We start from the raw sequence: 13,985 nt of genomic DNA, 5'->3' as shown, positions 1-13,985 counted from the left end.
ATCCGGGTCTCGGCGCTGGATGAGCCAGAATATCCAAAGGACCTGGAAACCGCGATTGAATGCAAACCCGATGCGATTTTACTGCCCAAGGTCGAGAGGGCCCAAATGCTTGAGGGCCTGTCAGCAGCGCTTCGTTCAGCGGGGGCTGAAGATATCCGCATCTGGGCGATGATCGAATCTCCTTTGGGGCTGGTTAATTTGAGAGAGATTGCTTCCTTTGGCCAAAATCTCCAATGCCTGGTGGTCGGCCCCAACGATCTGGCCAAGGATACCGGCGTCTCGATGGATAATGATCGCCAGGCGATGGTGCCCTGGCTGATGGATATCATCGCCCATGGCCGGGCCAATGGTTTGGCACTGCTTGACGGGGTTTTTAATGCCTTTCGCGATGAAACGGGTTTAGAGCGCCAATGCCTGCAAGGGGCGCAGATGGGTTTTGACGGCAAGACCCTGATCCACCCGGCCCAGGTCGATGTTGCCAACGAAGCCTTTGCCCCCAGCGAAGATGAAATTGATCTGGCCCGCCGCCAGATTGCCGCTTTTGAAGAGGTCGAGGCCTCGGGGCAGGGGGTGGCCGTTGTGGAGGGTAAGATTGTCGAAAACCTGCATGTTGTGACCGCACGCGAAATTCTCGCAAAAGCGGATGCAATTGCTGCGATTTCCGCCTAGGTGTTAACCAAGTTAACATCTTTAGGAGACTGACATGACACTTCTGGTCCTAGGCATCCTGCTGTGGTGGGGCGCGCATCTGTTCAAGCGCGTTGCACCGGGCATCCGTGAACCAATGGGCAACAAGGGCAAGGGGCTCGTCGCCATTGTTCTGGTGGCAAGCATCGTGCTGATGGTGATCGGCTATCGTTCCGCCGAAAGCTTTGAGCTGGGGATTTACCCGCCGTTCCTGCAGCATATCAACAACCTGCTGATGCTGCTGGCGCTTTATTTCACCAGCCCCGGCCCCAGCAAGGGCGCGATCTTTTACAAGATGCGCCACCCGATGCTGACCGGATTTGGGCTTTGGGCGATTGCCCACCTGCTGGTCAACTGGGATCCGGCGTCTTTTGTGCTCTTTGGCGGGCTTTGGGCCTGGTCGATTGTAGAAAAGATCGTGATCAACAAGACCGAACCCAACTGGACCCCCAACCCCAAGGGCAGCATCAAAAAGGACGCGATGTTCCTGCTGGCCTCGGTCGTGCTGCTGGCGGTGATTGGCTATGTGCACGGGATGGTTGGTCCCTCTCCCTTTCCTGGGGGCTGAGGCATGAAACTCTACCGTTTTTTAAGCGAAGACGACACATCCGCCTTTTGTCACAAAGTGACCGATGCGCTGAACAAAGGGTGGGAGCTGCATGGTAGCCCCACCCAGACCTTTGATCCCGTCAAAGGCATCATGCGCTGTGGTCAGTCTGTGGTGAAAGAGGTGGATGGCACCTACACACCCGAGACAAAACTGGGAGAACACTAATGGCCAAGACCAGCGCGGCTAAGACCAATTCAGGTCGATTTTTTGAAGACTACGCCTTGGGCGATGTGATCACCCACGCGGTGCCCCGCACCGTCTCGGGCGGTGAGCGCGCCATGTATCACGCGCTCTATCCGGCGCGTCATGCGCTGTATTCTTCGGATGAATTTGCCCGCCGCTCTGGTCTACCAAAATCGCCGCTGGATGATCTGGCGGCCTTTCATATCGTGTTTGGCAAGACGGTTCCTGATGTCTCGCTGAATGCGGTGGCCAATCTGGGCTACGCCGAGGGGCGCTGGCTGTTGCCGGTCTATGAAGGCGATACTCTGCGCTCCACCAGCGAAGTGATTGGCGTCAAACAGAACTCCAATGGCAAATCTGGCGTTGTGTATGTGCGCACCCGTGGCCTGAACCAGCGTGATGAGACCGTGATGGAATATGTCCGCTGGGTGATGGTGCGCAAAGGCAACCTAGAGGCGCCAGCGCCGGAAACCGTGCTGCCGGATCTGGCAAAGGTCATCCCTGCCGATCAGCTGGTGGTGCCTGCGGGGCTGGATTTCAGTGACTATGACTTTGATCTGGCAGGGGAGCCCCATCGCTGGGGCGATTACGCGGTCGGCGAGACCATCAACCACGTGGATGGTGTCACCATTGAAGAGGCCGAGCATATGCTGGCCACCCGCCTGTGGCAGAACACCGCCAAGGTGCATTTCGACACCACCGCCCGTCCTGATGGCACCCGGCTGATCTACGGCGGCCATGTGATTTCGATGGCGCGGGCCCTGTCCTTTAACGGGCTGGCCAATGCGCAGATGATTGTTGGCCTGAATGGCGGCGCCCATGCCAACCCCTGCCTGTCAGGCACCACCATCCGCGCCTGGTCCGAGGTGCTGGATAAGGCCGATACCGATGCCCCCGGCGTTGGCGCCATCCGCCTGCGTCTGGTGGCCACCAAGGGCGGCGATCCCTTCGCGCTGAAGGGCGAGGACGGCAAATATCTGCCTGACGTGCTGCTGGATCTGGACTACTGGGCCTTGATGCCCAAATAGCGGCGGATTTCGAGACAGTGCATTCACGAGACGGAGCATTCAACAGACCGCGCGTTACCCTGGCGCGGTCTGTTTTGCGGCTGTTGCATCACAGCTTTGTGTCCATGTGGTCAAGAGGGGTGACGCAACCGGCGCTTGCGGCTTAGTGTTTTCCCATGCGGATCAAAGCCCGACTCTTTGCTGTTGTGTGCCTTGCCCTGCCGCTGCCTGGCTGGGCCTGTGACCTGGCGCTGGTGCTGGCGGTGGATGTCTCTGGCTCGGTTGATGAAACCGAATACCGCATCCAGATGGATGGGCTGGCGGCTGGGCTGCGCGACGGGCTGGTGTCCGAGGCTTTGGTGAGCGCCCAGGCACGGGTGACCCTGATCCAGTGGTCGGGGCGGGCGCGGCAAGAAATCTCTATTCCCTGGACGCCAACCCGCACATTTGACGAGGTCGAGGCCCTGGCACAGGCGATTGAGACCGCGCCACGCCCCTGGCGCAATTTTTCCACCGCCCTGGGCGAGGCATTGCTGCTGGGGCTCAGTCAGATTACCGAAGGACCGGCCTGCAAACGCCGGGTGATTGATCTCTCGGGGGACGGGCCGTCAAACGAGGGGGTCGAGCCTGCGACGCTGAAGTCTCTGATGCGGCAGGCCGATGTCACGGTCAATGCCATCGCGATTGAGCAAAGCGAACCTGACCTCACCGCCTATTTTTACGAACATGTGATAGAAGGCGAGGGCGCCTTTGTGGAGACAGCCCGAAGTTTCCGCGACTATCCTGAGAAAATTCGCCGCAAACTGGTACGGGAGGTGGCGCGCAAAACCGCTTCAATTCAGCCCCCGCAACAGGCCCCGAAACAGGCCTCGCCGCAGCCATCTGGCCACGCGTCGCTGCCGCAGCCCATCTTGCCGGTATTTGGGGGCAGAAAGAGCGGATTGCAGGAAATCACGCTAGGGAGGGCTGATTCTGCAAAACAATTTTAGTAAGACATTTTTGTGATCACTGGGCCGTTTCCTGTGATCACATATTGGCTTTTTTTGCAAAACTGGTCAAATAACCGCAGAAATTTACCCGCTGTTTGCGTGACAGGACGTAAAAATCCGCTAAAACGGCTTCAGCTAACTGGAAAGGAGCCAACATGGCCGATGTAAATCGGGGCAATCGCCCGCTTTCGCCACATTTGTCGATCTACCGCCCTCAGATGACCTCTATGTCCTCGATCCTCACCCGGATCACCGGCAATGCGCTGATCATCTCGGTGATACTGATTGTATGGTGGCTCCTCGCGGCGGCGACCTCGCCTGCCTATTTTGCCACCGCCAACGGGGTGATGACCTCTTGGTTTGGTGATATCGTGCTGGTGCTGTCGACGCTGGGTATCTGGTATCACTTTCTTGCCGGTCTGCGGCACCTGTATTTTGATGCCGGCCATGGGCTGGACATTGATACAGCCGAAAAACTGGGCTGGGGCATGATGATCGGGTCTGTCGTTCTCACCGTTCTCACCGTGATCGTGGTTTAAGGAGCACAACATGCGTTATTTGACCGCTCGTAAACGCGCCGTTGGCAAAGGTGCTGCCGGCACCGGCACCCAGCATCACTGGTACATGCAGGTAAGCGCCGTGGCGCTGGCCTTTTTGGTTCCGGCTTTCATCTATATCGTCGGCTCTGCCATTGGCGGCACGCAGGAAGAGGTTCTGGCCACTTTTGCACGCCCCTTCCCGGCAATCCTGACGGGCCTCACACTGTTTGTCGGTGTGATGCATTTCAACAAGGGCGCGCAAATGATGATCGAAGACTATGCGCGTGGCTCGATGCGTAAAGCGCTGATCATGTTTGTGATCGGCCTCAGCTACGCCACAATCGCCACAGGGGTTTTTGCCCTGGCCAAGATCGCGCTGTAAGGGACAAAAGAAATGGCTGCATACGAATACGAGACGCATGACTATGACGTCGTGGTCGTGGGTGCCGGCGGTGCCGGTCTGCGCGCAACACTTGGCATGGCCGAACAGGGCCTGCGCACTGCCTGCGTGACCAAGGTTTTCCCAACCCGGTCCCACACGGTTGCGGCACAGGGCGGCATTGCTGCCTCATTGTCGAACATGGGCCCTGATAACTGGCAGTGGCATATGTATGACACCGTCAAGGGCTCTGACTGGTTGGGCGATACGGACGCGATGGAATATCTCGCGCGCGAAGCCCCCAAGGCGGTTTATGAGCTGGAACACTACGGTGTGCCGTTCAGCCGGACCGAAGAGGGGAAAATCTATCAGCGACCCTTTGGTGGTCACACCACCGAGTTTGGCGAAGGCCCCCCGGTGCAGCGGACCTGTGCCGCAGCCGACCGGACCGGGCACGCCATTTTGCACACGCTTTATGGTCAGTCGCTGAAGAACAACGCTGAATTCTACATCGAATATTTTGCCATCGACCTGATCATGTCGGATGAGGGCGAATGCCAGGGTGTTGTCTGCTGGAAGCTCGACGATGGCACCATGCATGTCTTCAACGCCAAAATGGTTGTGCTGGCCACAGGCGGCTATGGTCGTGCCTTCTTCTCGGCCACCTCGGCCCATACCTGCACCGGCGACGGTGGCGGCATGGTGGCGCGGGCCGGTCTGGCGCTGCAGGATATGGAATTTGTTCAGTTCCACCCCACCGGCATCTACGGCTCTGGCTGTCTGATCACCGAGGGCGCGCGCGGCGAAGGCGGCTATCTGACCAATTCTGAGGGCGAACGGTTTATGGAGCGCTATGCGCCCCAGTACAAAGACCTCGCCCCGCGCGATTACGTGTCCCGGTCGATGACTATGGAAATCCGCGAAGGCCGTGGTGTCGGCGCTGATGGCGACCATATCCACCTGAACCTCAGCCACCTGCCGCCTGAGGCCCTGGCCGAGCGTCTGCCGGGGATCTCCGAGAGCGCCAAGATTTTTGCCGGTGTTGACGTCACCAAAGAGCCGATCCCGGTTCTGCCAACGGTGCACTACAACATGGGCGGCATTCCCACCAACTATTGGGGCGAAGTGCTGAACCCAACCGCCGAAAACCCAACCGGCGTTGTGCCTGGCCTGATGGCCGTGGGCGAAGCGGGTTGTGCCTCGGTCCATGGTGCCAACCGCCTGGGTTCCAACTCGCTGATTGACCTTGTGGTCTTTGGCCGTGCTGCTGCCATCCGTGCGGGTAAGACCGTGGATGCAGAAGCCCCCAATGCGCCGCTGAACCAGGCCTCGGTCGACAAGGCCTTTGATCGCTTTGATGGGCTGCGCAACGCCAATGGTGGGATCGCCACTGCGGATCTGCGTCTGGAAATGCAGCGGACCATGCAGTCCGATGCGGCGGTGTTCCGGACCGACAAGTCCTTGAAAGAGGGCGTCGAGAAGATGACCGTGATCGCGGGCAAGATGGATGACCTGAAAGTCACCGATCGCTCGCTGGTCTGGAACTCGGATCTGATGGAAACGCTGGAACTGGCAAACCTGATGCCAAACGCCCTGGCCACCATCCACGGTGCCGAAGCCCGTCGCGAAAGCCGCGGTGCCCACGCCCATGAGGATTACAGCACGCGGGACGACGAAAACTGGCGGGTGCATACCGTCAGCCGGGTCGAAGGTGAAAAGGTCGATCTGACCTACCGTCCGGTGATCCTGGATCGGCTCACCTCCGAAGACGAAGGTGGTATCAGCCTGGCGAAGATCGCGCCCAAAGCGCGGACGTTCTAAGATGGCTAAGCCCTGGGATTTCAAATTGGTGCTGCTGGGTCTTGCGACCCTGCTGTTGTCGGCCTGTGCCGACCGCCAGGTATCTCAGGTGCCCCTGCCATGGGACTTCCCCTTGATGCCTGGGGATGCGGCGCTGTGGGAGACCCTGACGGTTGAAGAACAGCGGCGCGCCTTGGCTTTTCTGTCGGATGGGTCGACGATTCGCTCTTCCTTGGTTGAGGGGTATTAGAGTGACCGCTGCGTTGGACATCTCTGCGCCCGCCGAATGGCAGGCCCTGGGACTGGTTCCTGGGCTTAGCCTGCGGGTCTTTGGTATGCGGCGCTCTGGCAATCATGCTATTCTGGCCTGGCTGCAGCGCAATGCGCCTCGTGGCCGGTCGGTGTTTTTGAACAATTGCAAGCCGGGTACTGATCCTTTGCACAATGCGCGCGGGATCGAGATCAACGGCAGCCATGCCTCGCACAACCAAGCCAAGCGCAACCTGCCTGCGGTGACGCAAAAAGCAGGCGATGGCGCGCTGTTTCTGGTCTCATACGAGGACACCAGCCCGGCTGAATTTGGCCTCTCACGGCAGCCCTCTGGGGCGTTTGATGAGGCTTTGTTTTCGCACAATGTCCTGATCTATCGTGGGTTTCTGAACTGGTCTGCGTCTTTGTTGAAAAAGATCCAGGCCAATGACGGCTACACGCTGGTACGTCGCAACGGCATCGTTTTGCGCACCATGGACAGCTATATCCGGCTGTTGGGGCTGGTCCGGCAGGCGCAGGATTTGGGACTGGTGGCGATCTGCTATGACCGCTGGACGCGCAGTGCTGACTATCGCGCCGCGTTGTTGCAACAGTTGGGGCTGGCAGAGCATGACAACAGCCTCGGCGAGGTGCAGTCTTATGGTGGCGGCTCTTCGTTTCAAAAACAGGCCAGTTCAGCGGCTGAGTTGCAGACCGACCGGCGCTGGCAGCAAATGCGCAGCGATGCGGAGTATCAGGCTCTGCTGCATCTGGCCGCCCGCGATCCGGCGCTGCTTGCGGAATTAGAAGAGCTGTTCCCCGAGGATGCCGCCTATCTAAAAACCGTTGCCCAACACCAGCCTTTGCCGCAGGGGGAGGGCCTATGACTGCTGGCCTTTGTCTGACGCGCCAAACATCTGCCGCAGCTGCGGCACTATTTAAGTTTCGGAGGGGCCTGTGGGCTCAGCCGGTCCATCTGATCTCTTGTCAGCCTGGGGCTCTGGCCCCTTGTGTGACAGGCAGCTAAGCAAGGAGAACGATCTATGGTCGAATTCGCACTTCCGAAAAATTCCAAGATCACCACGGGGAAAACGTGGCCCAAGCCCGAAGGCGCGACAAATGTGCGCAAGTTCAAGATCTATCGCTGGAACCCGGACGACGGCAAGAACCCGCAGGTGGACACCTATTTCCTGGATATGGACAAATGTGGTCCGATGATCCTGGATGCGCTGATCAAGATCAAAAACGAGATTGATCCAACCCTGACCTTCCGCCGCTCCTGCCGCGAGGGGATCTGTGGCTCCTGTGCGATGAACGTCGGCGGTATCAACACGCTGGCCTGTATCTACGGGCTGGATGAGGTCAAGGGTGACGTCAAAATCTACCCGCTGCCGCATATGCCAGTGGTTAAGGATTTGATCCCGGACCTGACGCATTTTTATGCCCAGCATGCCTCGATCATGCCTTGGCTGGAAACCAAGACCAACGCCCCCGCCAAGGAATGGCGTCAGTCGATCGAGGACCGCAAGAAGCTCGATGGGCTGTATGAATGCGTGATGTGCGCCAGCTGCTCCACCTCCTGCCCCAGCTACTGGTGGAATGGCGACAAATACCTCGGGCCAGCAGCGCTGTTGCATGCCTATCGCTGGATCATCGACAGCCGTGATGAGGCCACGCCTGAGCGTCTGGACCAGCTGGAGGATCCCTTCAAGCTCTATCGCTGCCACACCATCATGAACTGCACCAAGACCTGCCCCAAGGGTCTGAACCCGGCCGAGGCAATCGCCCATATCAAACATATGATGGTTGATCGCGCCGTCTAATCTATCTGCCTAACCTATCCGTCTGATCAGTCGCCGATCCTGGCGCTGAGCGAGACAGGATGAATTAGAAACCCCCGGGCAGGAAACTGTTCGGGGGTTTTCTTATGGACGCGGTGCAGCACGTGAGGGGGCTTGCAATAAATGCATGCCGAGACTGCACTTATGTCCGGTGCGTTCAAACCTGAGAGCGCCTATGTTTGGGCCAAGGGAGAGGTTTGAAACCGATCAGGACATAAGACAATGAAGACCGTAGAATTTTTGCCAAACACTGCCGCCGCTGCCAAGGCCGAGGCGGCTCTGCAGGATCTGGATCAGGCCTGGGCCTATTACACGCCAGAGGCGCTGCAGCCGAGCCAGGATAGTGGTTCCACCGAAGGCTTTGTTCCCTATTACGACGCAGCTTGATAGCCGTAGCTTGATCGAGAGCCGCCGTTCACAGAAACCTCCGACCTCCCTCGGTTCGGAGGTTTTTGTTTGAGCTGAAGAGGCTGAGGCGTTACAGCGCTGGCATGCCCATTCTCTTACTCCTGCTGCTCACCGGCGTTTTTGGCTATTTCATCTACCGCCGCAAGACGACAACCCTGACTCGCGATTGCCGCTGGCGCCAAGAGCGCAGCTTGCATCGGTGGCGGTGCAGCAATTGCGGTGCGCTGCAGCCAGGCACGGCAGAGCCTCGGGATTGTTTGCGGGGGCATTAGCTCTCCTGTGACAGAGAAGATGGCGGTGCGTTGTGAGGTTGCTGGCAAGGGGCGATCTGACAAGGACGTGAGCGGCAGCGGCAGGATCAGGGTTGCGCAGGCTTGGTGAAATAGGCCTATTTGGCGCAAACAATGGAAGGTTCCCAAATGGCTCAGTCATCCCATCACGTGCCCGCAGATGCCGAAGCGCGCCGTGCCGTCAAACCGGTGATTTGCTACCCCAACACGACGCTTCCGGTGCCGGATCTTACGCTGTATCGGTCCGCGCGTCAGGGCGCTGTAAAAACCGGGGAGGTTTTGGTCAGTCCCCGCGATGCTGCCTGTTTTGAAGCCCCCGCCGGTCATTTCTTTCGCATCACTTCGGTCGAGGGACCACAGGTTGGCGATTTGAATCTGTGGAACCGGGATGATCTGAAGGAGCGGTTCTATTCTGGTAAGACCCGTGCGCTGCATGGAACCCATATCACCACCGGGGAGCGCATGTGGAGCAGTTTTCCGGCGATGCGCCCGATGGCCACGATTGTTGAGGATAGTCTGGAGTGGTACGGGATAGATGCCTTTGGTGGCTCGGTGCATGATGTCATTGGCACCCGTTGCGATCCCTATACGGGCAATTTGCTGGCGGGCAGCCAGTACCATCAGTGTTGCCATTCAAACCTGACCCGCGCCATGGCTGATCACCTGGGCGTCAGCCCGGCGCAGGCGGAACCCCATGTGCATGACGTGCTGAACGTCTTTATGTGCACAGGATTTACCCGTGATACCGGGCAGTATTTTATGAAACAAAGCCCGGTACGGCCTGGTGACTATCTTGAGTTTTTTGCCGAGATCCCACTGCTGGGGGCATTGAGCGCCTGTCCAGGGGGGGATTGTTCTGCGCAACACTCCAGCGATGCCGCTGCCTGCTATCCGCTCTTGGTGGAGATCTTTGCCCCAGAGGCGGGAGCGCTAGGCGATTGGCAGAGCCCGGATTTGAATGGCTACAATCAAAGCCACGGGCGATAACTTCCGGTCGAGATGTTTTTCACAGGAGGGGGGCTCCCGCGCAGGGCGTGCCGCATCAAGATGCGGCGCCCCTCTTGGGCCCGGCAGCGCGCCGCCAAGGCGCGCTGCGCTATCGCACCACAGAAGCGGCAGTGTGTTTGAACAGGCTGAGGTGGCAAGAAAAAGACGCCCCCCAGGGGGCGTCTTTTGACTGGGTCGCACCACCCAAGAGACGTGCAACTGTCGGACTAAGCTTACGCTCAGCGCTTAGGCAAAAGCAGCTTCCAAGGCGATTTCGACCATATCCCCAAAGCTGCGTTCCCGCTGGTCAGAGGGCAGGGTTTCGCCAGTTCCAAGGTGGTCAGAGACCGTGAGGACCGCCAGGGCGCGGCACTGATACCGCGCTGCCAGAGTGTAAAGTTCTGCCGCCTCCATTTCGACGCCAAGAATGCCGTGACGCACCATCTGTTCGTTCAGATCTGGGCGTTCGTCATAAAAGGTATCGGAGGAATAAATGCCGCCAACATGGGTGCCAATATCGCGCGATTGTGCAGCTGTGACTGCAGCCTGCAAAAGCGACCAATCCGCCGAGGGGGCAAAGTTCACTTCCTTAAAAATGCTTTGGGAGGGGGAGGCGAGGGTGGTCGCCGTCATTGCCACAATCACGTCCCGCAATTTGACCTGCGGCTGCATTCCGCCACATGATCCAATACGGATCAGGGTTTTTGCACCAAAATCTCGGATCAATTCATTTGCGTATATGGAAAGGGAGGGCATACCCATGCCGCTCCCCTGAATTGTGACCTTGTGACCATTCCAGCTGCCAGTATAGCCCAGCATTCCGCGCACTTCGTTTATTAATTGGGCATCCTGCAGGAAAGTCTCTGCCGCCCATTTCGCCCGATAAGGGTCGCCAGGCATGAGAACGGTTTCTGCAATGTCACCCTTTTGAGCGCCGATATGAATGGTCATTTGGTGTCTCCTGTTCTGGAATCAGATTTCCAGGTCAGAGATATCCATACCAGAGGTGATGGCAGAATGCACCCAATGTGGTTTGCGACCCCGGCCACTCCAGGTTTCCTCTGGGTTGTGCGGGTTGCGGTATTTTGCAGCGGCTTTTTGCTTCTTGCCGGTGTTCTTTGCCTGGCCTGCGATTTCGTCCAGAGAAAAGCCAAACTTGGCAGCCGCTTCTTCTGCGGCCTTGATGGCTTCTTTGCGCTCGCGCTGCTCTGCTTCTTTCAGGGCATCATCAATGCCGGCCTTTAGTTCCAAAAGCTCTTTACGGGACATTTCCGAAAGATCAAAACTCATTTTGATACTCCAAGTTGAGATATCGCACACAAATTGTTGCGTTATGTTTCTTAATGCCAAAATGAATAGAGATTACCAGCCTAATTTTAAAATTAGGCGGGCCATTTCTGAAAAAATGCGGATTTCAACAATCTAGGAGGGGCGTGAAAGTTTCACAATGTCCGCCATGATTGTGTTTAATTCAAAATCCTTTGGAGTATAAACGCGAGAGACTCCCATTTGGCTCAATTTCTCTGCGTCTTCATCGGGAATAATCCCCCCGACCACGACGGGGATATGGCCAAGGTCCGCCTGTTCCATGCGCTGCATCAATTCCTCGACAAGCGGCAGATGGCTGCCGGACAAAATGGACAGGCCAACAACATGGGCGCCGTCATCCTGCGCCTGTGCCACCAGTTCTTCGGGAGTCATGCGAATACCATCATAGGTGATGTCCATACCGCAGTCACGGGCCCGGAAGGCGATTTGTTCGGCGCCATTTGAATGGCCGTCCAGGCCGGGTTTGCCAACCACGAACTTCAGCCTCCGGCCGAGCTGGTCAGAGACCGCATTGACCGCCTCGCGCAGGTCTTCCAGCCCTTCTGTCTTGTTTGACGGCGAGCCGGAGACCCCGGTGGGGCCGCGATAGGTACCGTGGACTTTGCGCATTTCTTCGGCCCATTCACCGGTGGTGACGCCGGCCTTGGCCGCTTTGATCGAAGGCTCCATGATGTTGCTGCCATCGCGTGCGGCGGCGCGCAGGTCGGCCAAAGCCTGTTCTACGGCCCCCGTGTCACGTGCGGCACGCCAGGCGTTGAGCCGTGAGATCTGTTCCTGCTCTACGGCGGGATCAACCACCATGATGCCACCGTCTTCGGTCTGCAGCGGCGAGGCTTCGCCCTCGGTCCAGCGGTTTACCCCCACCACAACGGTCTCGTTGCGCTCGATGCGGTTCAGGCGCTCGGCGTTGGAATCCACCAGGCGGGATTTCATATATTCAATCGAGGCAACGGCGCCGCCCATGGATTGCAGGTTGGCCAGCTCGGCGCGGGCACCTTCCTTCAGGGCCTCGACCTTTTTGTCGACAGCCGGGTTGCCGTCAAACAGGTCTTCAAATTCTAGAAGGTCGGTTTCATAGGCCAGGATCTGCTGCATCCGCATCGACCATTGCTGGTCCCAGGGGCGGGGCAGGCCCAGGGCTTCGTTCCAGGCTGGCAGCTGCACCGCACGGGCGCGGGCCTTTTTCGACAGGGTCACCGCCAGCATCTCAATCAGGATGCGGTAGACGTTGTTTTCTGGCTGCTGTTCGGTCAGCCCCAACGAGTTCACCTGCACCCCGTAGCGGAAGCGGCGGAATTTGGAGTCCTCGACCCCGTAGCGGTCGCGACAGATTTCATCCCAAAGATCAACAAAGGCGCGCATCTTGCACATCTCGGTGACAAAACGGATGCCGGCATTCACAAAGAAGGAGATCCGCCCAACCAGTGCCGGGAAATCCTCCGGCGCGATGCGCGGCTTCAGCTCATCCAGAACCGCCTGTGCCGTGGCCAGGGCAAAGGCCAGCTCTTGCTCCGGCGTCGCGCCGGCCTCCTGCAGGTGGTAGGAACAGACGTTCATCGGGTTCCATTTGGGAACATTGGTGTAGCAGTACTCAGCCACATCCGCGATCATCTTGAGGCTGGGCTTGGGCGGGCAGATATAGGTGCCGCGGCTCAGGTATTCCTTGATCAGATCGTTTTGCACCGTGCCTTGCAGTTTTGAAACATCGGCACCTTGCTCTTCGGCAGCAGCAATATAGAGCGACAGCAGCCAGGGCGCAGTCGCGTTGATGGTCATCGAGGTGTTCATCTGCTCCAGCGGGATCTGATCGAACAGGCTGCGCATATCCCCGAGATGGCCAATAGGAACGCCAACCTTGCCCACTTCGCCGCGGGCGAGAACATGGTCGCTGTCATAGCCGGTCTGGGTGGGCAGATCAAAGGCCACCGAGAGGCCGGTCTGCCCCTTGGCCAGATTGGAGCGGTACAGCGCATTCGAAGCCTCTGCAGTGGAGTGGCCGGCATAGGTCCGGATCAGCCAGGGACGATCAGTTTTGCGGTCATTCTGCATCTGCGACATGGAGAGCCTCGCGTTGTTTGGTCGGTAATTATATTTCGCTGAGGGGATCTAGACTGCAATTTTCAACCCATGTCAATTCGCTGCGTTGCGGCAATTCGGGCGGCGGCACAAAAAAAGCGCCTTTGCCGGGCAAAGACGCGCTGTAACCAGCCTGCACCCCGAACGCGGGCAAGCAGGCTGCCCGGGTTCGGGGGTGGGCCATTTGCCCGGTTAATTGCCCGGTTAATTGCCCGGTTAATTGTAGGTATAGGTGCCGATTTTACAGACATTGATGCCGCGGGCCACCAAAACGTCATCATCATCAAAAATCGCTTTGAAGTCGAATTTACAGTAGCCGGTGCCATCATCAAAATCGATGCGAACGGATTGGCCTGGTCGCAACACATCGCGCCCAAGGATATCCTCTTCCCAGGAATCAGTGCCCTTGTTGGAGCCGTAGAACTGCATGATTGTGTAGTTGGTATCGTTCACGATGGTAACCCGGCGGTCCAGTGCAGCAGCTGGAAGAGCGATGGTGGAGGCCAGAACAGCAGCCAAAACGGTTTTGAAGATGGTTCTTCGGTTCATGACAGGCATTTCCCTCTATTGTTGTTTTTAAGCGGGCTCCCTCGGGTTCCAATGCGCCCACG

At 58.1% G+C, this 13,985-nt stretch carries 17 protein-coding genes; 13 read left to right on the top strand and 4 right to left on the bottom strand.

Annotated features, from left to right (window positions below):
* From QZ268_RS19155 to QZ268_RS19095, 13 genes are all read left to right on the top strand, one after another.
* On the top strand, positions 1-669 hold a 669-nt coding region (locus QZ268_RS19155), incomplete at its 5' end, for a CoA ester lyase (protein WP_295455664.1).
* Between the two features lie 34 nt (positions 670-703).
* Complete coding sequence (locus QZ268_RS19150; RefSeq protein WP_295455662.1) at positions 704-1,255, top strand: NnrU family protein; 552 nt, start codon at positions 704-706, stop codon at positions 1,253-1,255.
* A 3-nt stretch (positions 1,256-1,258) separates the two neighbouring features.
* Positions 1,259-1,462, top strand: a complete 204-nt coding sequence (locus QZ268_RS19145; protein ID WP_027241504.1) for a DUF1737 domain-containing protein — start codon at positions 1,259-1,261, stop codon at positions 1,460-1,462.
* A complete protein-coding gene (locus QZ268_RS19140) occupies positions 1,462-2,508 on the top strand; it encodes a MaoC family dehydratase (RefSeq protein WP_295455660.1) in 1,047 nt (348 codons plus the stop codon). Before QZ268_RS19145 ends, QZ268_RS19140 begins: the two co-directional genes overlap by 1 nt.
* 155 nt (positions 2,509-2,663) lie before the next feature.
* Complete coding sequence (locus QZ268_RS19135) at positions 2,664-3,476, top strand: DUF1194 domain-containing protein (protein WP_349376265.1); 813 nt, start codon at positions 2,664-2,666, stop codon at positions 3,474-3,476.
* Between the two features lie 155 nt (positions 3,477-3,631).
* The gene (gene sdhC, locus QZ268_RS19130) at positions 3,632-4,015 is read left to right on the top strand and encodes a succinate dehydrogenase, cytochrome b556 subunit (protein WP_295455658.1); all 384 of its coding nucleotides are present in this window, start codon (positions 3,632-3,634) and stop codon (positions 4,013-4,015) included.
* A gap of 10 nt (positions 4,016-4,025) precedes the next feature.
* Positions 4,026-4,397 carry a succinate dehydrogenase, hydrophobic membrane anchor protein gene (sdhD, locus tag QZ268_RS19125; protein ID WP_295455656.1) on the top strand — a complete coding sequence of 124 codons (372 nt, stop codon included), beginning with the start codon at positions 4,026-4,028 and terminating at the stop codon, positions 4,395-4,397.
* A gap of 12 nt (positions 4,398-4,409) precedes the next feature.
* A complete protein-coding gene (gene sdhA / locus QZ268_RS19120) occupies positions 4,410-6,215 on the top strand; it encodes a succinate dehydrogenase flavoprotein subunit (protein ID WP_295455654.1) in 1,806 nt (601 codons plus the stop codon).
* A gap of 1 nt (position 6,216) precedes the next feature.
* Complete coding sequence (locus tag QZ268_RS19115) at positions 6,217-6,444, top strand: hypothetical protein (RefSeq protein ID WP_295455652.1); 228 nt, start codon at positions 6,217-6,219, stop codon at positions 6,442-6,444.
* A gap of 1 nt (position 6,445) precedes the next feature.
* Positions 6,446-7,330, top strand: a complete 885-nt coding sequence (locus tag QZ268_RS19110) for a hypothetical protein (RefSeq protein ID WP_295455650.1) — start codon at positions 6,446-6,448, stop codon at positions 7,328-7,330.
* Between the two features lie 156 nt (positions 7,331-7,486).
* Positions 7,487-8,266 carry a succinate dehydrogenase iron-sulfur subunit gene (locus QZ268_RS19105; RefSeq protein ID WP_295455648.1) on the top strand — a complete coding sequence of 260 codons (780 nt, stop codon included), beginning with the start codon at positions 7,487-7,489 and terminating at the stop codon, positions 8,264-8,266.
* Between the two features lie 240 nt (positions 8,267-8,506).
* Positions 8,507-8,671, top strand: a complete 165-nt coding sequence (locus QZ268_RS19100) for a hypothetical protein (protein ID WP_295455646.1) — start codon at positions 8,507-8,509, stop codon at positions 8,669-8,671.
* Between the two features lie 440 nt (positions 8,672-9,111).
* Entirely contained in the window at positions 9,112-9,969 is an 858-nt protein-coding gene (locus QZ268_RS19095) for a DUF1989 domain-containing protein (RefSeq protein WP_295455644.1), read from the top strand.
* Positions 9,970-10,215: 246 nt separating this feature from the next.
* On the opposite strand, the gene deoD is transcribed toward QZ268_RS19095, so the two are convergent.
* The 4 genes from deoD to QZ268_RS19075 form a co-directional block, all read right to left on the bottom strand.
* Complete coding sequence (gene deoD, locus QZ268_RS19090) at positions 10,216-10,920, bottom strand: purine-nucleoside phosphorylase (protein WP_295455642.1); 705 nt, start codon at positions 10,918-10,920, stop codon at positions 10,216-10,218.
* A 21-nt stretch (positions 10,921-10,941) separates the two neighbouring features.
* Positions 10,942-11,259 (bottom strand): H-NS histone family protein, encoded by a 318-nt coding sequence (locus QZ268_RS19085; RefSeq protein ID WP_295455640.1) that lies wholly within the window; start codon positions 11,257-11,259, stop codon positions 10,942-10,944.
* Between the two features lie 132 nt (positions 11,260-11,391).
* Complete coding sequence (locus tag QZ268_RS19080; protein WP_295455638.1) at positions 11,392-13,356, bottom strand: protein meaA; 1,965 nt, start codon at positions 13,354-13,356, stop codon at positions 11,392-11,394.
* Between the two features lie 234 nt (positions 13,357-13,590).
* Positions 13,591-13,923 (bottom strand): hypothetical protein, encoded by a 333-nt coding sequence (locus QZ268_RS19075; protein WP_295455636.1) that lies wholly within the window; start codon positions 13,921-13,923, stop codon positions 13,591-13,593.
* Positions 13,924-13,985: the final 62 nt, after the last annotated feature.

The sequence above is a fragment of the uncultured Pseudophaeobacter sp. genome (assembly GCA_905479575.1).
Lineage (GTDB): Bacteria > Pseudomonadota > Alphaproteobacteria > Rhodobacterales > Rhodobacteraceae > Pseudophaeobacter.
The sequence above is the reverse complement of the archived record's forward strand: the minus strand, read 5'-3'. Positions and strand labels throughout refer to the sequence as shown.